The organism is Pyxidicoccus caerfyrddinensis (assembly GCF_010894405.1).
GTDB lineage: Bacteria > Myxococcota > Myxococcia > Myxococcales > Myxococcaceae > Myxococcus > Myxococcus caerfyrddinensis.
The window spans coordinates 26,799-52,190 of record NZ_JAAIYA010000029.1 but is presented as its reverse complement, the minus strand read 5'-3'; the positions used below and the strand labels follow the sequence as shown (position 1 = coordinate 52,190).

Annotated in this window: 4 protein-coding genes (1 of these 4 cut by a window edge); all 4 read right to left on the bottom strand. The window is 70.4% G+C overall.

Features of this window, described 5'->3' with window-relative positions; all coding sequences use genetic code 11:
• Positions 1 to 220: 220 nt before the first annotated feature.
• Tightly spaced (each overlapping or abutting the next), the 4 genes in view from G4D86_RS43535 to G4D86_RS43520 form a layout consistent with a single transcriptional unit that may run on beyond the window.
• A complete protein-coding gene (locus G4D86_RS43535) occupies positions 221 to 721 on the bottom strand; it encodes an SUKH-3 domain-containing protein (protein ID WP_164000769.1) in 501 nt (166 codons plus the stop codon).
• Positions 718 to 15,846 carry an RHS repeat-associated core domain-containing protein gene (locus G4D86_RS54035; RefSeq protein ID WP_164000767.1) on the bottom strand — a complete coding sequence of 5,043 codons (15,129 nt, stop codon included), beginning with the start codon at positions 15,844 to 15,846 and terminating at the stop codon, positions 718 to 720. Before G4D86_RS54035 ends, G4D86_RS43535 begins: the two co-directional genes overlap by 4 nt.
• Positions 15,843 to 16,796: a peptidylprolyl isomerase gene (locus G4D86_RS43525; protein WP_164000765.1), complete on the bottom strand. Its 954-nt coding sequence runs from the start codon at positions 16,794 to 16,796 to the stop codon at positions 15,843 to 15,845. The genes G4D86_RS54035 and G4D86_RS43525 overlap by 4 nt, the downstream gene beginning before the upstream one ends.
• Positions 16,793 to 25,392: the end of an Ig-like domain-containing protein gene (locus G4D86_RS43520; RefSeq protein ID WP_164000763.1), read on the bottom strand. Its footprint extends 23,503 nt past the window's final position; only the last 8,600 of its 32,103 coding nucleotides appear in the window; the start codon falls outside the window, past its right edge; it ends in the stop codon at positions 16,793 to 16,795. Before G4D86_RS43520 ends, G4D86_RS43525 begins: the two co-directional genes overlap by 4 nt.

Here is a 25,392-nt window from a genome sequence, read left to right as displayed (position 1 = left end):
CAGTCGTCCAGCCGGGTCGTCAGCAGCTTCACGACGAGCGCGATGGTGGCTCCCGGGTGCGGCGGCCCGAACGCCCCCGCGAGCGTCGCGGAGATCAGCATCATAGCGCCTGAATCCGCTCGACGTGCGCCGACCAGACGTCCGCGGGCCTCATCGTCAGAGTGTCCCCTGTGAGGCATGCGTTCAGGGCTCAGCCCCAGGAAGGCGCTGCCCAACAACCTCATTCGATGATCCATGATTCAGGCCGATATCCTGGCGGAACCATGTCGCCCTCGAGTGAGGTCATCTGCCCCAGCTCATTCTCGACGAATAAAGAGAACCGCAGCACCGCATCCAGCCCAGGAAGCAAGTAATACACAAGCCACTGGTCGTGCAGTGCCATCCACCTTCCGTCCTCTGACATGAAGAAGATCATGTCATTTCCAAACGCAACCGGACAGGCGGACTCCGTGAAGTACCGCCTGACATAGGGCAGAAGCTCCTCGTCCATCTGGTTCAAGGCGTTCAACGCATCAAACTGGAGCGACCTGAGCTCCTGGGTGCGAAGGGTCAACCCACCGAGAGACCTGAGCACGCGTTCGGCGGCTGGGTGGAGAGTGATACCCGCCCGCGACAGAGCCGCTCGTGCCTCCTCGGCCGGAACGTCGCGTTCGGGTGCCCAGCCCGCCTCACGCAGGAGCTTCAATACGTCCTCACCCGGGTTTCCAATGACTCCGGTCATGGCGGCACCTTCCCAGACGCTAGCGTCGCCTGGAAGATTGCTTCCAGGCGGGCTTCCCAATGCTGGGGAACGGTGAACTTCTCGTGAACGTTTGGACCCAGCGTATCGGAGACTCCAGGTGGCAGGGTCGCCGTGGGGCGTAGGGTCGGATTCAGCGCATAGATCTCACCGCAGTTCCTGCACGTCGACTTGAAGAAGAAGCCCGTCTTCGCCTGGTCGATATTGTCCTTCCAATAACCAAAGCCTCCCCGAGTCGTATGAATCGTGTTGGGGGCGACCGACATCTGCAGGCAACGCTGGGCGGCATGCGGCATCGCGCACGCACCGGGAGGGGCGTTCTCCCGGTTCACCGCTGGCAACCTCCACGCGTCCGCAGGTGGATTGTGACTCCGGTCGACGAAGACGGGCCCCTGCAGATCGTTCTGTGCTCCTTCAAAGACAGCCTTCTTGCTCGGCAGCGCGGCCTTCGGGATTTTGGCGTCCACGGCTCTCCACTTGAGCCAGACCGGCAGGAAGGTCCGGAACCACAGTTCCTCTTCAGCCGCCGCCGTTTCAGGAGTGACAGCCGGTAGATAGGCGCGTGGAGGAACGGGGGGTGGAGTGACCAGAGGCCCGGTCCGCACCGGAGCACCCGCTGGCAGTTCGAGCCGCGGCGACTGCCCGGACGCGAGGAGCGGACGAATCGGCGCCGGGCCCCAGACTCCGGGTGCCGTCTCCACGAAGTCGAGGATTTCTTCCGACGGGCGCCGAGCGCGCGGCCCGGACGGCAGGTGAGGCCGGAAACCCGGCTCGGGCGGAAGTATCTCGCCGGTCAGGCCCTGCCGCGGGCGGAAAGCGCCCCCCAACCACCGGGAGCCTCGCGCCTTGACGAACCCACCGACCAAGAACGCGCTGTCGAGCGCGGTATCAAAGCAGGCGTCCGGATTGTCGTCGTCCACCCCGAGCAACCCGCTCCGGGCTCCCGAGCATTGGAGAGCATTGTCGACCGTCGATACTGTTCCGATGGCGAACAGGCCGGCCAGGACAGCGCGTCCGACGGCATACGTTGCGAGGGCCTCGACCCCTATGCCACCAAGCGGGGCAGTCGCAACGGCGAGCTGCACCTTCATGAAGCGGCAATCGTTCACACTTCCCGCGGCACAGCTCTCCCGGATCTTACGGTTGGCTGCGTAGAAGCGCTCTTCCGATGCGCCCCCCTCGACGAACAGCTCACCCGTCGGGTCCGTGTACCGCATCGGGTTCGCATTGGCATACAGCCAGGGCTGAATGCCGGTCGGGTTGTCCAGATACGCCGCCGGGCCCACCGGGTCCGCGCTCAGGAAGCGCCCCAACTTCGGCGAGTACCAGCGCTGCTGTGCGTAGACCAGGCCCGTATCGGCGTCGAAACCATGGCCGGTGTAGCCAACGCTCGGCTCACCCGCTCCAGGCCCACTCCCCTCGCGGTAGCCACCCCAGGCGTCGTACCGATACGACACGAGGCCACCCGCCGTCATCCGCCCCACCGCGCTGCCCAGCCCGTCGTGCAGTACGCGCTCACCACCGGCGGATACCACCTGGCTCCCCAGGCTCTCGTAGAGCAACCGGCTGGTCCCCGTGCGCTCCTCCACCAGCCCCGAGCTGTCCCACAGGTACTCCGTGGCGGAATTGCTTCCCACCTGCCTGAAGCGGCGCAGCCCGTCGAAGCCGTACCGGTACTTCGTCTGGGTAACCCCCGCTCCGCCTCCGCCCCCCCCCGCCGGCTGCTCCACGTGTGTCAGCCGTCCCGCCGCGTCCCAGCCGTACTTCGTCTCCGGCCCGTTCGCGATCTGCTCCCCCGTCATGCGCCCCGAGCCATCCGTGGTGTACGACGCGACCAGACCGCCCGGGTGCTCGATCTGCTGAAGCACACCGGTGGCGTTGTAGCCATAGGCCCAATCCACCTCCGGCAGCACCGCTTCGTAGAAGCCTCGCTCGTCCAGATTGACCGTCGGCGGCAGGTTCGCCACGCGCTTCTCCCCGAGGCGCAGCCCCTCGGGTGAGAGCTGGTACAGCACTCCGGCCCGCCGGCTCTCGCTGTCGGCCGGGTAGCGCACGCCCGTGAGTCGATCCGCTGCGTCGTAGCCGTACTCGGTCAACTGCTCCGCCATGGCCGTAGCCGTGCCGCGGAAGCGCTCGCTCTTGCGGTTACCCCGCCCGTCGTACTCGTACTGGAACCACGTCACCGCCGTTGAAGGCGACTGCGCGCAACCCACCTCGGCGGCCAACGTCGTGGCACGAACCGACGTCAACCGACCCTGGCCGTCGTAGCAGCGGTTCTCCACCGTCTGCCCCTGCGAGCCATCATCCGCGAGCCGGACCAGACGCTCGCCACCCGCCTCGAAGGTGACGTGCCGCGAGGACTGGAGCAGCGAGCCGTTGAACGTCTTCAGCGAGCTCACGCGTGACAGGGTGTCGTAGCCGTACTCCACGACCCGCCCCGTCTCGGCCCCGCGCCGCGACGTCCGCCGGTAGAGCTGGTCGCTCCCCGACATGTACTCGTACTTCACGAGGTCGCCAGCGCGGTTGCCCTCCTCCAGACGATGGCGCCCATCGTACGCGTAGGTGTTGACGACCTCCCCCAGGCCCTCCCGGCTCTCTCTCGCGCGCAGCAGCCCATCCTGCCCGTCGTATGCGTAGGCCACCTCGGACAGGTCCTTGTAGGCCTGTGTCGAGGCCCCCGGCTGGAACTTCTCCAGCGCGACACGACCCCGGCCATCCGGGAGCGACACGACGACATCGTCGTCCGGATTGGTGCGCTCCGCGGCCCCCTGGACCCACTTCGTCTCCCACACCGAAGCGCCGCGCTTCCGGGAGACCTTGCGACCCAGATAGTCGTACTTGAATTCCTCCAGGGCCCCTGCACTGCCCGGCGGCCGGATGCTCACCAACTGCCGGAGTGCGTCGTACCCATACGCGAAGGTGCCCTGCCCCGGCGCCGTCGTACCGCGCAGTTCGCCCAGCGGCCCATAGTCAAACGCCCACTCCTTCCTGTCGGCGGTACCGTGCCCCTTCGCCACCGACTTCAGGAACCCGCCGCTGTCGTAGGTGTACTTCGTCTCCAGCTTTTCGCTGCCCAGGCCGTACGTCTCGCGCTCCACCAGCCCGCGTGGCGCGTAGAACAGCTCGAGCACGCGGCCTGAGGGCTCCGTCGCCTTCCGAAGCTGGCCGTCCAGCCGATATTCGAACTCCGTGGACTCCGTGCCGAGGGTCCGGCGAACGAGCAGGCCCTCGTCGTAGGTATTGACCATCTCGGCGGTGCCCGCCGGCGCCGCCATCACGAGCTGGCCATCAGCGTCGTAACTCCATTCATCCGTCAGGCCGCCCTGCGTCCGGCGAATCAGATTGCCGAGGCTGTCCACTTCAAGCGTGAAGTCCTGCTGCCGCACGGATACCGAGGTCGTGCCCCTCTGGACGACGTTGACGGTCCGTCCATTCCAGGGGCTCTCGGTGATGTACTCGTAGTCGTGGGCCGAGGACGCGACGCTTCCCGTCCAGTGCTCACGTACCTTGCGCGAGCGGCCCCGGTCGTCGATGTCCTCCCGTTCCAGGGTGGTCACCCAGGCGGTTCCCTGAGCGCCCGCCGTCGCCTCCGTCATCACGCGCTTGCGCAGCCATGGCCCGTCGTACGCGAGCACGGTGGTGAGCGTGTTCTGGCTCTCGGGAGCCACGCCCTTGTCCTCACGCACTTCCTTGAGAAGCTGGTGACGCGCATTGAAGAACCGGTACGTCTTGCGGTTGAGCGGATCCGTCTCGACCTCGGCGCTGTCGGGGACCGTTCCATCGAAGCCCTTCGCCGCCTTGACGCCATACTCATGGGTCCAGGTCGCGCCCAGGGTGTTCGTGCTCGTCGTCAGCAGCTTCCGGGACGTCAGCTGTCCGAAGGCGTCGTACTGGAACTCCCAGACGTCATCCGTGCGCGGCCCCTGGGTGTGGCTCACTCGCCATCCGGGGTCCACGACGAACTCAGTGATGGCGGCCGGCGCGTCGGCATTGCCGGGCTCCTCCCGCTTCACGAGGTTGCCCGCCGAGTCGTAGTGGAAGACGGTCGTCTCGTTCGTCGGCGTGGTGACCGACGTCACGTTGCCGCGCGCGTTGTAGACATACAGGGTGCTGGCCTGGACCCCGTGGACCCGAGTGGTCTCCTTCATCACACGGTCCGCGGCGTCGATCTCCTGTTCGAGCTGCTCGGTGCGGGTCGGGGAGCCAGCGGCAGGAATCGTCCGGACGATGATGACCTTGCGGCGGCCATTCGTGTCGCGCGCGTCGTGGTACTCGCGTGTCTCTTCCAACTTGAGAGTCGTGGCGCCTGACTGTGTCGTGCGCGAATAGTAGGTCAGGCGACCGAGCGCATCCTTGTACTCGAACGTCTCGGAGCTCCCCATGACGGTGTCGCTCCGGCTCGTGATGCGCCCCATCGCATCATAGGTAGCGTTGGTGAAGACGCCCCCCGGCAAGCCCACGCTCTGGGTGGAGGTGATGCGACCGAGCGGATCCGGGTGCATCGCCAGCACATGCTTCAGCGTCAACCCACCGAAGGCATGGGAGGTCACCTGGCCGCTGAAGTCGCGGTAGCTCTCCTCGGTCTCCCGGGCGGACATCCCGTCCGCTCCCGTGTAGTCCCAGTACACGGGCCGACCGAAGGCGTCGTACCCCACCTTCGTGACCAGTCCATTGTGGTCGATGATGCGGCGCGGGTTTCCGTCCGCGTCCAGGTCCTCGTATTTGACCTCGTAGGTCTCCGCGGCTGGCCCGGTGGTATCTCCCGCGTTGGTTATCTTCACGCCCGTCAGCCGGCCGGCGTCGTCATACTCGTACTCGCGCCTCACGTTGAGCGCGTCGACAGTGCTCTCCTGACGCCCGTTCCGCAGGTAGGTCACGCGAAGGGCCTCGGGCCAGCTCTCGTCGGCCCGCATCTTCCCGAAGCGCACCTTCTCCAGCACGGTGACACCCGCGTGCTCTCCCGCAGTCTCCTCCTTCGTCTCGATGGTCCGGGAGTGCTGCACAGCAGGCATCGTCTCGGTGATCTTCAGGAACCGGTTCGCCGGCTCGTAGGTGTAGAGCCACTCCTGGTCCGGCTCGCCCTTGACCTTGTGGCGCAAGAGACGACCCAGGCTGTCGTAGGTCCACTCCTGTACAGCGCCCGTCTCCTCGTCGGTGGAGCTGATGACGCGGCCATACCGGTCGAAGACAAGCCGGCGGGTCAGCGTCCGCAACGCCGTGCTGTTCGCAGTCGGGAGGGTGACCTTCACCACCTGCGGCAGCCCGAAAGCGCTGGGCTCCAGGTACTCCACGGTCTGCTGGAGCGCATCCACCGCGTTCTGGAGGGTGCCCTTGCCTTCCGTGTCGTAGGTACGGGAACCGGAGTCGTAGACTTCCGTGTGGGTCGCGTCACGCACGGTGACGTTTTCCAGGGTTCCCTGCGGGGTGAGCTGGGTCGTGACAGTGTTGGCTCCCGACGGCCCCGGGATGGTGCTGACGTTCGCCAGGCCGAACCGCTTGCTGACGTCGTCCGTGTACTGCCGCTCGACCAGCGCCGTGTTCACCCCGACGCCGGGCACGCCCCCATCGGCGCCATTCGGCGGCGGCAGCTCCTTCACCGTCACCCGCTCCAGGTGGTGCGACGCATTGACGGCATATTCGAGCTTCAGCGAGGTCGGAAGCTTGATGGTCTTCGGAGAGATCTGCTCCTCCCTCCACTCCGTGGTCTCGGGGTCCAACGAGCCCACCGTCCGGCTCTTCACGCTGCCGTAGCCGTTCAGCACGTATTCGACCTTCACTCCATCCGGCCACGTCACCGTGCGGTGGGTCGTCCCGGGGGCGTAGACCACCTTCAATGGATCCGGCCCCTGACCGGACAGCACCACCGAGTCGATGACCTCTCGCTCCTGCACGTGAGCAAAGGTCTTCGATGCACCCGAGCTGGCGTACGTGGTCACCCACTGGTCGAAGAACTCCAGCGCGTCGTCTTCGTCAGGCTCCGGGAACGGGTGCTTCGTCAGCTGGTAGCGAACGGTCCTCAGCTCGTTGGCGATGCGCCACCGCGCGTAGCCCGAAACTCCCTCCGGCAGCTTCGCGTACTCGTACACCCACGCCTGCCGCGGCAGGCCCGTGGGACGCTCCGCGCGCACCAGGTTGCCCTGGGCGTCATGGGTGAAGCGCACACGGTGGAGAGCATCGGAGGTGTCGAGGTTCGCCAGGTCACCTGGCACCTGATGGCGGAAGTACACGCCGACCTCCGACAGCAGCTCCAGTTCCTCCGTCCGAGCTTTCAGCTTGAGGCGATCCGCATAGAGGCTGGGCTGCGCATTCCCCAGGACATCCCTCTTCGGCAGGATGGGCTTGTAGGTGAAGACGAGGGTGAGGAGCCCTGGCTCGCGCTGGACCCGCTCGACCCGGTCCGTGTCTCCCACATGGGAGATGAGCGTCCAGCCCTTGTCGGGCTTCTGCGGGTCCTCCGGCATCTCCTGGCCACTTGCATACCGCGTGAGCACCCAGCGCCGGCGCCCCTCGTCCGCGCTGATCTTCGACAGGCGGTTGAACTGGTAGCGCACCCCCTCCTGGGACGTGAACTCCACGTCCGGAGCACCCCCCTCCTTCACGCCGATGCGCAGCTTGCCGCCGTGGGACTTGTCCGTGTGGCACTCGGACGCCGTCCGCGTGTCGCGCTCGATGGTCGCGCAGCCCGGGAAGTCATAGGACTGCCCGCCCAGCACGACGGTGTATCGCCCGAGCTCCTCCTCGAAGACGAAGCCCTCATACTCGTGCATCCAGCCCGTGCCTGTCGGGCCGATGACGTTGCTCTGGTTGTTGTAGGTGCGAACGAACCGGACCTGCTCCCCGAACTGCGGAATGGAGAAGTCCTCATACGACAGCGCCAGGTGTCCGCCGGCCAGGTTGATGCCGTCGACCTTCGTCTGACCCACCGCTCGGGCGTTGACGAACGTGTAGCGGCCCACCGGCTCGCCCAGCTCGCTCGTCCGGGGCGGGGGGGGCGTCATCCAGGAGAACAACGCGTCCTGCTGCGTCTTCAGCACGAGCACGTTGGCGCGCCGGTCGGCCCCCATCATCGTGCCGACGTCGTTCGGGAGCGTCATCGCGAAGCGCCGGGCGTTGTTCGCCCCGGGCTTGTCGAACTGGTAAAGCGCGCCCGCCCGGCCCGACTCCTCGGTGACCTTGAAGGCAAGCCGCTTGATGAGCTTGCTCGGGTCCTTCGGATCTCTCGCGGTGACCTCCTCGACGTCCAGCCGTGCCCGCTTCAGCCGCGTCTGGTCCGTGCACTGCGTGGTCTCGCAGATCTCGATCCAGCCCTTCGTCAGATGCTCGGGCTCGACGGCGAAGTACGCCACCGCCTTCTCGGAGATGGGCCGGTTGGAATCCGCCGCGGCCAGCGACGTCGGCGCCGGTGCCGAGGCCAGCGACTTCTCGACGGTGTCCGTGCCGCCCGCCGTGACGTAGTCCGTGCGCGGCGAGATGCCGTGGAAGTTGAACCGGTAGAGGACGTTGTCCGCGTTCCCGCTCAGGTACAGCTCGAAGTACAGGATGTCCCCGGCGGACAGCACCTCGGGCAGGTACTCGCCCGCGCAGGTGCCGCTGATCTGCTTGTTCGCCTCGTCGACCTTCACCGGGCACTCGATGCCGAAGTCATCCGTGCCCAGCCGCAGCGTGTATTCGCCGCTCAGGGTGCCCGCGCGGCCCGGCTCGTCCGGCTCCTCGTACTGCTGCATCAGGAAGTCGTACGCGAGGTCATCCTCGGAGGCGCTCGGCCGCGCCTCGTCCGTCAGCACGCGCCCGGGGAGGCCCGCGTCCGGCAGGTCCGTGCCCGTGTGCGCCGTGACGGTCGCCGGGCCCATCTGCAGCACGCGGAACTCGTGCTCGCGCGCCAGGTCGTAGCGCTCCAGCGCCGTGCCGTCCGCCTCGCGGCTGCGGTAGACGTTCTTCAGCCCCACCGCGAACCTGGGCAGACCGGACACCACCGGGTCTTCCGGCCGCAGCACGCCGTCCGCGAAGTCCGGCGGCTTCGAGCTCTGCTCGCTCGGCTGCAGGAAGCCGTCGTCGTTCTCGTCGCGGTCCAGCACCGGGTGCCCCACGACGTGCAGGTAGTAGTTGGCCCGGGGCAGCGCGCCCACCACCACCGGCTGACCGGCGTCGTTCTCGTAGGTGAGCGCGGCCTGCACCGTGGCCGTGTGACGGCCCGGCCTCACCGCGAACGACACCACCGCCGGCTCCTCCACCGACGTCCCCGTCACCCGCACGATGCGGCCCGCCAGGGGCGGCACGCCCGCCGGCACGTCCACCACCCGCGCCGACCCCGCCGCGCACTGGCCCAGCACCCGCTGCGCCGAGCCCTCGGGCAGCTCCGAGCAGAAGACCTCCAGCGCCTGGCCCGGCGTCCCCCAGTCGCGAATCGCGCCCGGCGCGCACGCTCCGCCGTCCGGCAGAGTCCCCGCGTCCTGGCACCAGAAGTCGACGTCGAAGCCACCATCCGGCAGGCCCGCGTCCAGCCGCGGCGGACCGGCGTCCACTCCCGCGTCCGTCCCCGCGTCACTGCCCCCGTCCGTGCCGGCGTCCAGGTCGGACTCCAGCGTCTGGCGCACGCGCCAGTGCGTGGACACCTGCAGGAAGTCGTCGCGCGTCGTGGCCGCTCCGCCATGGCGGATGAGGCTCGGCGTGGGCGCCACCAACACGCCCTCCGGCGTCGTGCGCCGGGAGACGCGGACGTCCAGCTCCGGCGGGTACAGCGACAGGTCCGCCGGAATGCCCAGCTCGGTCTGGGTGCAGCGCGACAGCGTCAGCGTCTCGCCGTACTCGTCCACCTTCAGCGGGCCCGACGCCTCGTCCAGCGGGCACGTCCCGTCCTCCCGGCGCTGCACGCGGTTGAGGGCCGGCACGGTGATGGTCCGCATGCCCGCGTAGCCGGTGGCATGGTTCACCGCGAAGACCACCAGGCGCTCGCCCGGGTTCAGCCGGAGATAGTTCGTCCGGTTGTCCTGGCAGTTGGCCTGGTAATAGACCCAGTCCGGGTCGTCCGAGCCGCCGTCTCCCAGGCCCGCGTCCGTGGCCAGCGTCTTCTCCAGCTCACGGCAGCGCTCGCGCGCCATGCGCCGGATGTTCGCGGCCGGCCCCGTGCGCACCCGGGCGTAGTACCCATGCGGCAGCCCCTGCTCGAAGACGCCCCCTTGCGCGCACTCCGCCGGCTCGTTGGGCTTGCCGGTGGTGAAGGTGGCGATGGGGTGCACCAGGTCGTCCTCGCGGAAGAAGTGCACCTCCGTCTTCTTCACGTCCTCCGCGGCGATACGGACGTAGTCGCCCGTCTTCGGGTCCACCTCGGCCGGCTCCTCCGAGCCCACACAGGTGCCCTCGAGCGCCCCGCCGTCACGGCCCATGAACGTCAGCGAGCCGTGCAACATCCGCACGTCCACCAGGATGTCCGCGCGCGTGGAGCGGCCCGGGTACACCCAGAACGTCTGCGAGCACACCGGGAACTGGTTGAGGGTGGGCTCGTAGTGCACCACCCCGTCGGCGCCCACGCGCTCCACCAGCCGCGGGCCGGTGGGCACCTCGGTGCAGGCGATGCCCATGGACTCGCCGCCCAGCGACACGATGGGCATTCCGTAGCCGCCCGTGTCCCCCGTCACCGCGGCATAGCCGCTGCCCGGCCCCGTCACCGACACCCGCAGGCCCCGGAAGCGGACGGGGCTGTGCACCGCCTCGTCATCCGCCTCGTTGAAGGTGTCCACCGTCTTGCGCAGCGTCAGCCGCACCGGGACGCCGGCGTCCGGCTGGGACGTGCCGCCGTCCTCGCCCGCGCCTCCGTCCCCGGTGGACGGGCCGGCATCCGGAGTCCCTCCGTCCGCCTCCAGCTTCAGCTCCGCCTCCAGCTTGAGCACGCGGTGGCTGGAGCGCGAGTAGGCCGTCAGGGTGAGCTCCGACGTCCCCAGCGGCAGCCGCACGTTCGGCGCCAGCGCGGCCTCTCCCTCTTGCTCCTCCGTCGTCCAGGACTCGCCCTCCGGCGGCGTGAGCACCTCGCCGCCGGGACCCTTCGCCTCCATCACCAGCCGCACCCTCTCCGGGTTCTGCTGGTCGAACGGGTCCGCGGACTCGAAGCGGGCGGAGAAGTCGAGCGCCAACGTGTACGGCAGCGCCACGAGCTTCGACGCCGCCGCGCCGAAGTCGGTCTCGGCCGGCTGGCGCAACTGGAGCGCCAGCTGCCGCTCCAGCGGGGCGCGCACCGAGCCCATCAGCGCGGCCGGCACGGAGTTGTTCAGCATCGTGTCCAGCGCCGAGTACCCGCCGTAGAACGTCCCGCCGAGCTGCGCGTGCGCCTCTCCGATGGTGAAGGCCGACAGCAGGTGCTTCCAGGCCGGAATGGCCGGGCCCCGGCTGCCTGGGGGCGTGCGCAGGCCCAGCCCACCGTCCGTCGGCGAGCCTCCGCCCGTCCCGAGCGCCGCCGCGACGGCCTCGTTCTGCGCGTCCGTCAGCGGCATGTAGCCCAGGAACTCCACCGAGCGCATCACCAACGGCTGGGTGGACACGATGAGCGTCTGGCCTGGCCCGCCGGGGACCACCCGCCCGAAGCCCACCCGCTCCAGGACATGCGCATGGGCGTCGTAGGCGAGCAGCAGCGCATGGTGCCCCAGGGGCAGTCCCGTGAGGTTGGGCATCCGCAGCGTGGCGGACTTGTCCAGCCGCAGGCCCGCGGGGCCGACCTGCCACAGCGCCGCGAGCGCCGCCCGCCCCTCCATGGGGACGGGCAGCGCGTAGGAGGGGACCTCCGTGGCGGTGACCACCCCGTGCGTCCGGCCGTCCGCGAAGGACAGTCCTCCCGCCTCCGTCAGCTCCACCGAGAGGCCCGGGTGCCGCCCCGAGAAGTCGAGCGTCGAGGTGCTCAGTGCGTCCACCAGCTGCGCGGACGTCAGGTCCACGGGGGTGAGCGGCAGCGGCAGGTCCTGCGTGTCGCCTCCCTCGGTGACGACGAGCCGGCGGCGCACCGTGGGCAGGGTGCGCCCGTCCGACGTGATGCCGCCCTCGTAGCGCACCACCATCTGCCCCCCATGGGGAGCGAACAGCGCCCAGTTGCCGTCCGGGCCGGTGACGGTGGACAGCCCCAGGGCCTCCAGCGTCACGGACACGCCGGACAGCGGACGGAAGTCCGCATCCGTGACGATGCCGCGCACGCGCGTGAGGGGCCGGCGCACGGAGAAGTCACTGGAGAAGGGCGCGGTCATGCCCACGCTTCCGGCATCCGGCGACCCCGCGGCCTGCAGTCCGGAGACCTCCACGCGCAGCCGCGTCCCCTCGGGCAGCGGGGCCCTGGCGATGAACGTCACCGTCTGCGCCCCCGGTGCCACGGAGAAGCCGCCAGCCAGTGGCTCGGACTGCCCCTCTGCCTTCACCTTGATTCGCGCGTCGAGGTCCTCGACGCGGATGGGCTTGTTGAACGCGAGGCTGATGAGCGCGTCCGGCTCCACGTCCTGCTCGCCCGGCCGGGGCACCACGCCCGTCACCGCGAGCGGCTCCTTCAGCGCGTCGCGGTAGCGCACCCGCACGCTCGCCGAGCTGCTCATGCCCGTGTCATCCGTCGCGACCGCGACGATGGTGTTGTCTCCGAGGTCGAGGCCGTAGTGGGCAACCTCGTACCGGTTCGTCTCCCCGATGCGGGTGGCCTGTCCGGTGCCGACGCGGACCGTCACGGTCCGCAGGCTGTCGACCTCCACGACGACGGGAATGTCCGCCCCCGGAGCCTCGCTGCCCTCCACCGGAGAGATGATGCGGACGACAGGCCACGTGGCCTGCGCCTGGAGCACCAGCGTCCGCTCCGTGACATGGCCCACGACGTCCCGCGCGACGATGCTGACGGACGTCTGCGCCCCCTCCCCCTTCGCCAGCTCGACGGCGTGGCTGAACTGGCCCGCCAGCGGCTGCACCGGCTCACCGTTGATGGTCAGCGAGACCAGGTGCGGCTCACCCACGGTGCCCCGAATCCGATAGGGCGACGCGAAGACGACCGCCGGGCTGCTGCTGGGGTCGGTGATGGTGAGGATGGGCGCCGTGCGGTCCATCACCACCGTGCGCTGCGCGGTGGCCGTGCGGCCCAGCGCGTCCGTCACCTGGAGCTGGAGCCGGTGCTCACCATCTCCGTTCAGGACCAGCGAGCCCGTGAAGTCACGGCCGAGGGTGGGCACATTCACACCCGCGACGGTGACGCGGAGCGGGAGCTTGCCTCCCTCCACCCGGCCGGACACCACGACGTGGTTCCCACCGAAGACGCCCTGTTCCTCCGGCAACTCCACCACCAGCACGGGCGACGACTCGGGCGTGCCCGAGCCCGCGTCCACGCTGGCCACGGGGCCCGCGTCGGACGTGCCGCCCCCCGTGCCCGCATCGCGCGGAGCACCGGCATCCGCCGTGCCCGCATCGCGCGGAGCACCGGCATCCGCCGTACCTGCGTCCGCCGTCCCCGCATCCGCCGTGCCCGCGTCCGGACTGCCCGCGTCGGGAGGCGGCTCGGCGCGGGTGACGGTCCGCGTCTGTGTGCGGACCAGGCCATAGCGGTCCGTCGCGGTGATGGTGAGGGTGTTCAGGCCCAGGTCGAGCGGAATGTTCGCGGTGAAGGCCTGGCCATCCAGGGGCACCGCCGTCTCGCCTATGGACACGATGACGGCGTTCTCCGGGTCGTTGTCGCCGCCGGGCGCCGCGGTGCCGCTGACCGTCACCTGCTCCGTGGTGACCGTGGCGCCGTCGCTCGGCGTGCTCACGCTCAGCGTCGGAAGGACGATGTTGGAGCGCACCCCGCGGGCCACCGACACCGAGTTCCCCAAGGCATCCGTGGCCGTCACGGTGAGGGTGTTGGCACCGGGCACGAGCGGGGCGGTGAGCGAGTAGTTGCCCAGACTGTCCGCCTGGACGGAGGTGCTCCCCACCGTCACCGTCACTGGCGGAGACAGGTCCGCCGCCGTGCCGGACACCGTCACCTGCGCCTCGCGGATGCGCTCGCCCTCCTCGGGCTCCGCCACGACGAGCTCCGGAGCCGTCATGTCCCGGAAGACGGTGACGCGGTGGCTCGTGACGTGGTCGGCCTGGTCCATCACCTCCACGTCGATGACGTTCGCCCCCTCGACCAGGGGGAACGTCGCGCGGTGCTTCCCATCCGCCCCACGCTCGAAGGTCGTTGCGCCCGAGCGCACGGTGACCTGGCTCAGGTTGTCGGTCACCTCCAGCACCACCTCGACCGACTCGGCCTTGACGTGGACGTCGTCCTCCGGGCTCACGCGCTCCACGACCGGGGCCGTGAGGTCCACGGTGAACGACACGGAGGCCTGCGCCTCATTGCCCGCGCCGTCCAGCGCGGTGACCACGAGCGTGTACGCGCCCTCGTCCGAGACGGTGGACCCGCTCACGAAGTCCTGCGTCCCCAGCTTCGCGCTGGCCGGAGGACCCGGGTGCTCGTCCTGCACCGTGTACGAGAGGGTGAAGGAGCCTCCGCGGACCTGGCCCGCCGTGGCCCCCGAGATGGAGATCTCCGGGGGCGTGCGATCGACCGTGAACGCGATGACCTCGCGGGCCTCGTTCCCGACGTCGTCCGTCGCGGTGACCACGAGCTCGTGGGCGCCCACGCTCACCGCCACCGGCTCGCCGCTGAGCACCTCCGTGGTGCCATCCAGGCGTCCGGCGAAGGTGATGGGCCCCGGCCCGTCATCCGTGGCGCTGAACACCGGGGTGACGGTCTCCGCCCGGGTGAGGGAGGGGACGCCCGTCACCACCAGCGACGGTGCCGTCTGGTCGAGCGTGAAGGCGCGCTCGAGGAGCGAGACGTGGCCCGCCTTGTCCCGGGCCTCGAGGCGGAACAGGTGTGTTCCCGGAGCAGCCACCGCCGTGCCGCTTACGTAGTCCACGCCGTCCACCCTGGCCGTCCAGGTCTCCAGGTGGGGTTCGACGATGGAGTACACGATGACGTAGGGCGTGCGGCTGCGGAGCAGCTCCAGGCCCGTCACCTCGAACCGCGGCGCGGTCCGGTCGATGGCGAAGCGCACGTCCGGATGGGTCGCGACGTTGCCGGCGCGGTCCGTCGCGGTGACGCGGAGCACGTAGTCCTTCTCGTCCACCAGCGGCGTGCCACCGGAGAAGGCGTCGTCATCCAGCGTCGCGGTCACCCCTGGCGGATAGAGGGCCAGGTCGTTGTCCGTGGCGGTGAAGCCCGGCGCCACGCTCGCCACGTCGAGGACGTCGCCGTCCTGGACGCCCGACACCGTGATGACCGGCGGCTGCGTGTCGATGAAGATGCGCCAGACCCGCGTGGTGGTGAGGCCGACGGCATCCGTCGCCTGGAGCGTCAGCGTGTGCCAGCCCTCGTCCTGCACGAAGGGGCCCGGCCCCACCGGCACGCCATCCAGCCAGGCCTCCGTCTGGGTCGAGGTGAGGTCCGAGGTGGACCACGTCGCGAAGAACGGGACGTTCGTCGCGTAGTCCCAGGGCTTGTCGCCGATGCTGAACGCCGGCGGAGTCCGGTCCAGCACGAAGCCCACCACCCGGGTGGTCACCCGTCCCGCGCCGTCCGTGGCCTGGATGTAGAGGGTGTACAAGCCCTCCGCCGTCACCGGGGTGCCACTGGTGTAGGGCTGCCCGTTCAGCGTCATGGCCAGGATGACGCCGTTGTAGTCCGACGCGCTGATGACGGGAGTGAACGAGGCGGCGTTCTCCACCTGCCCATCGATCACGCCACTCACGATGACGACGGGCGGCGCCGTATCGGCGAAGAAGCGCAGCGTGGCCAAGGACGTCAGGCCGACGGCATCCGTGGCCTGCACGACGAGGACGTGCCGGCCCTGCTGCGAGACCTGCACTCCGCTCCGCACGGGCACGCCGTCCAGCCACGCGTCATACGTGGTGTCGTTCTCGTCCGAGATGGACCAGGTGAGGGTGACGGGCGGTGCCAGGACCGCGTCCTGGGCCGTGCCGAAGGTGATGGCCGGCGGCGTCACGTCCGTGGTCACCACGGCGGCGCGCTGCTGGCCCACCGGCGCGACTCCGGCGCTCCCGGGCTCCGGCGAGCGCCCGCACCCGGCGAGCGCCACGAACAGCATTCCCACTACCGCGACATGGCGAATCATGGACGCATCCCCCCGTCCGTTCCCCCGGCCTCGCCGGCGGCCGGAGCGGTCCCCAACCGCTCCGGATAGGTCTTCACGTCAATGCGCTCCCGGAGCCCGGTCAGCAGCCGCGTCTGGGCCTCGCGGCGCGCGTCCGCCTCCAACCTCCCCCGGCTCTCCTCGAAGGAGGGCACCACCGTCTTCACGTCCTCCACCGCCTCGACGATGTGGAGCCCATAGATGGAGGTGAACGGCTTGGAGCGCTCCCCCCGCCCGAGCTTCGCGGCCTCGTCGAAGAAGCTGGCGTCCACCTGCCCCTCCAGCAGCGGCCCCAGCTCCCCGCCCCGCGCGGCGCTCACCGGATCCTCGGAGGCCTCGCGCGCCACCTTCTCGAAGTCCTCACCGCCCACCAGCCGCGCGTAGATGGCGTTCATCCGCGACTGCGCCCGGGCCTTCGCGTCCGCCTCTCCGGACGGGACGTTCACGAAGATCTGCCGCACCCGCACCTGGCGCCGGGCCAGCGCTTCCCGCGTGTCCTCGTACCGCTTGCGCAGCGCCGCCTCCGTGGTGACGGAAGCCAGGCGGCGCTCCAGCAGTTGCTGCGCCAGCACCTCGCGCTCCGCGGCCGCCAGGCGGGCCTTCACCGCATCGTCCTCCAGCAGCCCCGATCGGCGAGCCTCCTCCGCCAACAGCGAGCGCGTCACCAGCGCGTCCAGCGCGTCGGAGGGCGCGGCCTGCTCCCGTACGCTGCGTGAGTCGAGCCACGCGGCCACGTCCGCCTTCGTCACCTTCCGCTTTCCGACCTCCGCCACCACCTTCGGGTCGTTGCAAGCGGCCAGCGCCAGCAGGGCCAGCGTGAGCACGAGCCGGGGCGCGGCGTTCGCGAGGGTGGAAATCAGGGACATGGGACGCGGGCTGCGATTCATGGTGGTGAAGGACTCGGACAGAAGAAGCGGCACCGGAGGGCTCATGGGGCCGGCACCTCGCGGATGGCGAGCGAGAACGGCCCCTGGTCCAGTGACGACAGGCCGTCGACGACGATGAGGATGGGCTGGCGCTCCTCGAGGTCCAGCACCAGTCGGCTGGCGCCTGGAGTGGCGCCGCCGTAGTCGGTGCACGCCACGAGCTCCGCTGGCTGGCAGGAAGGCGGGTAGACCGCCAGGGTCGTGTTGAAGCTGGAGTTGTTGGTGTTGAGCTCGTAGCGGCCCGCGGCTGGCGCCACCCAGAGGAACACCTTCTCAGGCACGGTGGTGTTGTAGTAGTTGCAGTCCGAGGAGAGCACCCCCGGACCGGAGGTGACGCCGTCGACGTAGAGCGGCAGGGGTCCGAAGGGCAGCTCCGTGGCCTCCACGCCCTGACACAGCGCCTTCTCGCTCAGCACCCCTGGGGCGAAGCAGGCTGGGTCATCGCTGTCGATCTTCCCGTCGCCGTCGTCGTCCTTGTCGTTGCGGCACGGCAGGGTGGGGGGATCCGTCTCGTCGTTGTCCTGGGGGGATGCGCACCCGGGGTCGGCGGGGTAGTCGACGAGGCCGTCGCCGTCATCGCTGATCCCGTTGCTGCACTGCGCGGGTCCCTGGATGGTGAGGGTGAACGGGCCCGCCCTTCGATAGGCCTCGACCACGAGGACGATGTGCTGGCCCTGCTCCAGTTGCAGCTGCCGCGTCAGGGTCCCCGTCTCGCCCGTCCAATCACACGCGTCGCCAATGACGTCGCCCTCGCAGCCGCCACTCAGGACGCTCAGGATGGCCTCCGAGTCGCTCTGCAGCGTCACCCGGTAGCGCCCAGTCAGGGGCGCGATGAAGTCGTACACCTTGTTGGGTGCGCTCGAATCCGAGCAGCTCCACTCGACGTCCCTGGAGCCCACGGTCGACCCGTTGACCACGACCGGGTTGGCGCTGGTGGCGACGTTCTCGCCGCAGTAGCGCTCGCTGGTGTCCGCGGCGTTTCGGCACTCGGGGTCTTCGCCGAAGTTGTTGAGCCCATCGCCATCGTTGTCCGTCGTATCGGCGCACTCGGGGAGGGGGCCCGGGTTGGACTCACTGTTGTCGAACGGGTCCGTACAGCCCGGATCGTTCGGGTAGTCCCAGACGTCGTCCTCGCCCTCGTCGTTGTTCTCGTAGTCGCTGCACTGCGGGATGCCACAGGAGTACCCGGATGCGTCCGGGTTGGGCAGGCACCGCGTGTAGGGGTCGCAGACCGACCAGGGCTGCGAGGGATCGCACGGTTCGCCGAGATACCTCTCCTGCTCGATTTCGAGCGTCGCGACCCCGCTTCCCTCGGCCACCACGTAGAGGGTCTCCGCCCCCATCGGGTCCACGACGACCTCGATGGGCGCCGAGCCGGAACCTCCGTCCCAGGAGCCGCTCCTCGGCTGCTTGCAGGCCATGTCCCGGGTATCGCGGCTGCAGGCCGTCCGCAGCGAGAGCGCGGAGATGTGGGTGCCTCCACGGATGGTCAGCCGGCCTCCCGATGGAACCCGGATGCCGACCACCCGGTCGACGGCGCCAGGATTGCCGCAGTCGAGCTGCTCGTCATCCGTCGCGGTGGTGAAGTCGAGCTGGACGCTGGTGGCGCCATTCACGGCGAGCTCATTGAAGTCGATGGGCGTCTCACAGCTCTCGCCGTCGCCAGATTCGGAAGTCCCGCTCGCGCTTCCACAGCCGGGGTCGGCCGGCCAGGTCCCGTGGCCATCTCCATCCGGATCGCCCGTGCGGGTCGGAGCGCACTCGGGCGCCGGGATTGGGTCGTCCTCGTTGTCGTCATCGGCCGACGAGCAGCCCGGGTCATGCGGGTAGTCCACCAGGCCGTCCGCGCCCGCGCCGGTCTCGTTGTCCACGCCGTCGTCACACTGGGGCACGTGGCAGCGGTGCTCGGGTGTTCCGTCCGGCAGCGACGCTCCCGTCGGCAGGCAGCGCCCGTGCGCACAGGTGAAGCTGGACACTCCGGGCACGCACCTCGCGTCCTTCCCCAGCTCCGCGGAGTTGATGTACAGGCCCCGGAAGTCGAGCAGCGGCCCCAGGAAGACGCGCGCGTTCTTCGACACGTTGGTGGCGGTGTACGCGGTGAGCTCGGGCTGGCCCTGCCAGTTGAGCGAGCACTTCGGCGCTCCCACCGGGTTGCAGGTCCCCTCCTCCATCTCCTGGATGACCACCAACGGCAGGTCGTAGTTCTCGTAATAGGGGCCGTTGTGGGAGGCATAGAAGGTGACCCGCTGCGCCGGCCCATCGAACGGGAGCTCGACCCACGCGCCCTGCGTGAACGTCCGGCCGCAGGCCTCGAACGGCGGGCTCATCGGCTGCAGCACGGGCATGAAGTGCTTGGAGGCGGGCATGGGCACCGCGGCCTCACACGTACTCCCGGCCTCCTCGGGCAGCACCCGGACGTAGAACTCCGCTCCGCCGTCCAGCCCCGGGTAGTCCGTTGCGCTCGCGTGGAAGCGGAGCGTCCCCGGCTCGGTCGCAAGATAGCTGTCCGCAAGGCTGTGGCTCTGGCGGTTCTCGACCCCGAACTCGGACCATGCCTCGAGGGAGAGGACGCCGCCGTCCACCTGCTCCACGGAGAGCTGCGCTGTCGACAGCCGCAACTCGTCGTAGAACTCTGCCTCCACGTTCACCAACGACCCCACCAGCACGTAGTTGGTGGACGAGGCCAGCGTGACCGTGGGCGCCACATTGGGAACGACCTGGACCGGAGCCTCGTAGGTGGTGCCCGCATCCAGGCTGTCCCGCGCCGTGGCCACCACGCGCAGCGCCCCTCCCTCCGTCGTGACGACGTTCTCCACGCGGCTGGTGCACGTCTTGCCGTCGTCCACGCATGTCTTCGCGGACCCCGAGAGTGCCCCTTCCGGCCCGATGACGCTCATCTGGAGGTCGGCCACCCGGTGCTCCGAGTCGGTCGCCGTCGCCTGGATGGTCACCGGATAGCCGGCGGGGACTCCCGTGAGGCCGCCCACGTGCAAGACCATCGCGGAGAGCAGGGGCCCGGCGTTCACGCGCACGAAATGGCAGTAGGACTTCTCGCGCTTGTGGCCCGCCAGGTCGGTCGCGACCGCGAGCAGGCACATGTAGTTCCTGCCCCCCAGATCCTTGAGCAGCGGGAGGGTGTACGACCCCGTCACCCGGCTCGTCCCGGAATTGAGGAACTGGCTGGTGCCGCCCTCGACCTGACCGTCGCCGATCCACCGGCCACCGATGACGGTGAAGATCTCCATCTTCTTGAGGTCGTTCTCCACGTCGCTCGCGCGGAAGTCGTACGAGTAGGTGCCGCCCTCCTGGGCCTCGTACGGGGGGCCGTCGTACAAGAGAATCTCCGGCGCCGCGCCATCGGGCTGCACGACGTAGTCCCGGGTCGCCTCGAGCGGCGTGTTGCCAGCGAAGTCCTCGACCACGGCCTTGAGGCGCACGGTCTTACCCAGCAGGGCCGGAGAGAGCCGGAGCGTGACGGGGAGCATGTACTGATTCCCGTTCGCGACCAGGTTGGACGCGGACGCCACGAGCGTCCCATCCAGGTACAGGCGCAGCGTCGAGGGCCCGTCGTCCCGCGCGTAGAGGTTGAACGTGTTGACGAAGGGCAGGATGCGCAGGCCCGTCGGCAGCTCGCTCAGCAGGGTGGGCGACCCCAGGTCCACGCTCAGGGGCAGGGACCGGCTGGTGGTCGCCTGCTGCCCCAGGCTGTCGACGGCGGTGACGGTGAGCACGCCGGTAGGCAGCGGTTCGCCGAAGGCTGGCAGGCGCAGTGTCCCCGCGAAACTCGACTGCAGCGACGAGGGCCACAGCGAGCCGAGGACCGTTCCATCCAGGCGGGCCGTCACCGTGTACGGAGGCAGCCCGCCCGACACGCTCACGCTCAGGTTCAGCGACTGCCCCGGGGTGAAGCGCGCGTCCGGGGGGGAACCGTCGAAGCTCACGAACGGAGTCCCAGGCGACGTCGACCCGAGCACCCGCAGGGTCATCGGCGGAGACAGCGCCTCGACGCCACCCGCGCCCCGCACGCGCACCTGCAGCGTGAACGGAGTCGCGGGGGTGGCCGTTCCCGGCACGAACCAGTAGGCCCGAGGCTCCTCGGTCTCCAGCCGCAGCCAGGGCTGGCCGTTCACGAGCAGCTCCGCGTCGTCGGCGCGCAGGCCCGACACGAGCGCCTCGACCATGATGCGCTGGCCCGGATTGACGTCGAGCACCGGCGTCGGAGGCACCAGCCGCGCGGAGGGCGCCACCGGCTCGTCCGGCGCCGGGAAGACCTTCACGCCGCCCGCACCGGCCGCCACCACCACGAGCCCGCCCACGAGCCGCGCGTCCCTGGCGTCGTCCACCACCAGCCGCGCCACCCGCGCCGGAGCCACCTCGCTCGTCAGGTCCCAGGCCTCCACTCCGGCCCCGGTGACGACCAGGGCCAGCCGTCCGGCCAGCCGGATGCGGCGCACCGGCGCGTCCGTCGTGCCCGTGCCACGGAGCACGGGCGCGGCACCGCTCAGGGCATGGACACGCAAGCCCGTCGTGTCTCCCGTCACGGCGAGGTCCCCCTCCAGGGCGACCGCGTCCACGGCCGCGCCCGGCACCGTCGCGCGCAACGCCAGGCCTCCTGTCGGGTCCACCTCGACCAGCGCGAAGCCCGCCGAGCCCAGCGCCACCACCGCGCGGCGCTCGTCACCCGACACATCCACGGGCGCGGCCGGCAGCTCCAGCTGCCGTGCATCCTGCGCCTGCGGCAGCGTCACCGAGGACAGCCGGCTCGCGCCGGTGGCCCACAGCCGCCGCTGGGCGGCATGGACGCGCCCCACGTTGCCCAGGCCGTCCAGGCGAGAGCGCCGGTCGGCATCGTTCAAGGGCTGGCTGAAGGAGCCGTCACCCTTCTCGACCCAGACCGTGAGCCGGTCCTGGCCGAGCACGAAGACGTCGTGCCCCACCTGCTCCACCTGGCGCGCGGCCGCTCCCGCGTGGAACGTCTGCGCCACCCCGGGCGCCGCGGGCTCCACCAAATCCAGCAGGCGCACGCCATCACCCGAGGCCACCAGCACGCCGCGCCGGGAGGCCACCAGCCCCGAGGCGTTGGTGTCGAAGGAGCCCAGGGCGTCAGGTGACATGGCCACCTGCGGCACGTGCAGCTCCCGCAGGACGAGCCCCGACTCGGTCGTCGCCACCAGCAGGCCACCGGACACCGTGAGCGACGTGGCCACCAGCGGCTCCACGGCCACCACCCGGAGCGCCCGGGGCTCACGCACGTCCACCATGCGCAGCAACCCGTCGTCGCAGGCCAGGTAGGCCATTCCGCCGGCCACGGCCAGGGCCTGGACGCCGGTGCCCAGGAGCAGCTTCTGCCGGGGCAGCGACATGTCCAGCGGCAACAGCTCCAGCGGCAACAGCTCCAGCGCCTCGCTGGTCCCCACCATCAGGACGTCGCCGGTGAGGTGCGCCACGCGCGGGGACCCCTGCACCGTCCAGGCGGCGTTCCCCGTCACCCCCGCGTTCAGGGCCAGGACGTGGACCGAGCCGGTGCGGCCGGTGACGATGGCATCCGGGTTCAGTGCCAGGAGCACCCCCTCGTCCAGGAAGCTGCTCCCGATACCGGGACGCCGGGGGTCCGACAGGTCGACGCCCCTGACGGAGTTCTGCTCGGACATGACGACGAGGCCGGCGCTCGCCACCGCCAGGGCCGGCGACGTCACCGCCCGGTTGCCCTGGAAGCGGGGCTGCTCCGGCGTGGAGATGTCCACCACGTCCACGCCCGCCGCGCCGCGCGAGACGACGAGGAGGTTGTCGGAGAAGGCGACGCCCGTGGGCTCACTGGCGTAGGGCAGCGTGGCCAGCGGCGTGACGGACGGAACGGGCCGGTGCGACAGCCGTCCCAGCACCACGCCCGTGGGAGTCGTGACGGCGACGAGGTCTCCGCGCAGCGTCAGCTTCCTGGCGCGGGCGAACGACCCGCCGGAGACGCTCCCGGAGTCAGGCAGCACGGGCGCCACCACCCGGCGCGTGCGGACCTGGGTGGCCTCGTTGCCGTTGCGGTCCTTCGCCTTCGCCACCACCTGGAAGGACGTATTCACCAGCGTGTCGCCCGGCACCGTATAGGACAGGGTCGTCCCACCCGAGGCCACCAGGCTGCCCCCCAGGAACGCCTGGAGAGACAGCGACTCCACGCCCACCTCGTCACTGGCCGACAGGCGCGCCAGCACGGTGGAGCCGGCGACGACCGTCTCCCCGGCGGGCTCGACGACGAACTGCGCTGCGCCGATGACTGGCGGCACGATGTCCGCCACGACCTTCACGCGCACCGGCGCGAGGCTGTTGGAGGCGCGCCCGGCCTGCGTGATGGCGACCGCCGACAGCTCGACATCCACGGGGCCCGGCCCCGCGTCCAGCTCGCTCAGCCGCGGCATGCGCAGCGCCGCGACAAAGGGCGCGCTGCTGACGACCTGCCGCTCCTCGCCCTCGACGAAGAAGCGGACCTGCGCCACCGTCGACTCGCCCTCGACGAAGGCCGCCGTCACCGCCAGGGTGGTCCCCTCCGGCACCAGCGTCTCCCCATTCCCCATCCACGACAGGGAGAAGGAGGGGCCCGGCTGCGCAGCAAGGATCTGGATGGACTGCTCCCAGACCGCTCCCGGCGTGCTCCCGTCGTAGGCGACAGCCCGCAGGACGTAGTCCCCCGCCGGGCGGCGCTCGGTCCCCAGCGGTGGCACGGCCAGGTCCACGGCGAACGCCGGCGCGACACCCTCGGCGCTGGCGATGACCGCGCCGCCGGCCCCCGGCGTCGCCAGCTCGACGACCACCCGGTCCACGCGGGCCGGCTCGGCCGGGACGGGCACCACCGACAGGTGGGTGCTCTCGTAGCCCGAGGCAGGCGCCCGGAGGGCCACCAGCGCGGGCCCGCCATCCGGCGCCCCCAGCGACACCGTGGCCGAGGCACTCACCAGGTTGCCAGCGTGGTCGCGCACGTGCAGCGACAGGGCCGCGGCCCCGGCGTCGCGCGGCAGGTCCACCGCGCCCGGCAGCCGGCTGTCGAGCACCTCGACGCTCCGCCCGTCCAGCCGCAGCTCCGCGGTGTACGCGTTGAGCGAGAGGCCCTCGTCGTCCTGCATCGTCGGCGACAGCGCGAGCCGCGTGCCGGCCACACCACCATCCGGCGCGCCGAGCGTGACCACGGGCTGGGCCGGGCCGCGCGCGAGCGCCAGGCGGGAGACCGCCCGCGAGTCCGCGGCGAAGAGGTCACCACCCGCGATGGCCGCCTGGCCCACGACCGCGGGGAACTCACCCGAGCCCAGGGGGTAGCCCGCATCCGGAACCTGCATCGAGGCCGCGTCGAAGATGCGCGCGCCACGGGCCGTGCCCACCACCAGCCAGGGCCCGAAGGCCGTGGCCGACACCGCGGACGCGTCCAGCGGCAGCGTGCCCATGGAGCCCGCCGCGCTGAAGCACTGCACCGACGTGCCAACCGCGCACGGCAGCGGCCCGACGAGCGCCACCGCCGTGGCCCCCGTCGCGCCCGAGTGTGTCCGCTGGACCACTGGCGCATGGAGCGCCGTCATGTCCAGCAGGTCCACCTGGCCCGCCCCGCGCAGCGCCACCGCGTCCGTTCCGTTCGCCGCGAGCGCGACGACACGGTCCAGCGGCACGAGCGAGAGGCGCTCGCCGCGCGCGTTCCGGGCCTCCACGCCCTCGTTCGTGCCCACGAGCAGGCCGCCACGCACCGAGGCGACCGCCGAGGGCGGCCCGCGCAGCTCCACCGTCGCCGCCGTGGACAGCTCCGGCAGAGACAGCAGCTCGAGGGCTCCCGTCCCCTGGCGGCTCACGGCCACCGCGAGCCGGTCCTCCACGAAGGCCAGCCCCACCGCGCGGCCCACGAGCGTCCGCGAGCCGATGACGTCCAGCGTGGCGCGCGAGCGCAGCTCCACGAGGCTCCGGCCGGCCGCGTCGTCGCGCAGCAACGCCCACGTGTCGCCGCGCACCGCCACCGCCTTCACGTCAGCGCCCGGCGTCGACCGCACCGTGGCGGGCCCGCGGGCGAACACCGCCAGGCGGCCCTCCCGCGTCCGCACGAGGTTGCCCGTGCCGAACGCATCCGCCTGCACCGAGGCGACGACGGCATCCTGCTCGCGGGACAGCGGCAGCTCGAAGGCATCCCCACCCACGGAGGGCACGGAGGCGTCAGCCGCCCGGACGGAGGCCGACAGCGCCACGCCTCCGTCGGTCCCCGCGCCATTGACGTGCAGCGTGGAGCCACCGAGCCACACCGGCCCCGCCGGGCGCGTGGCCACGGAGAAGGACGGCGTCGAGCTGGTGTACTCCAGGATGTTGACTTCCTGGAGCGCGGGCTCGCTCTCCTGGCCGTTGACGTCGACCGCCACCGCGCGCATCACGGCGCGGCGCGCAACCCCGTTGGTCATCGGCACTGGGAACAGGTACGTCCAGGGCGGACGCGTGAGGGTCACCTCCTGGCCGTCGAACGACAGGCGCACGGAGGCGATACCCGCGGGCGCGGTCGCGTCCACCTGCGCGTTCACCATGAAGCTCTCCGGAATCGAGGTCCCGGGAGCGGGCGAACGGAAGGCCACGACGGGACGCCCGGACGCGA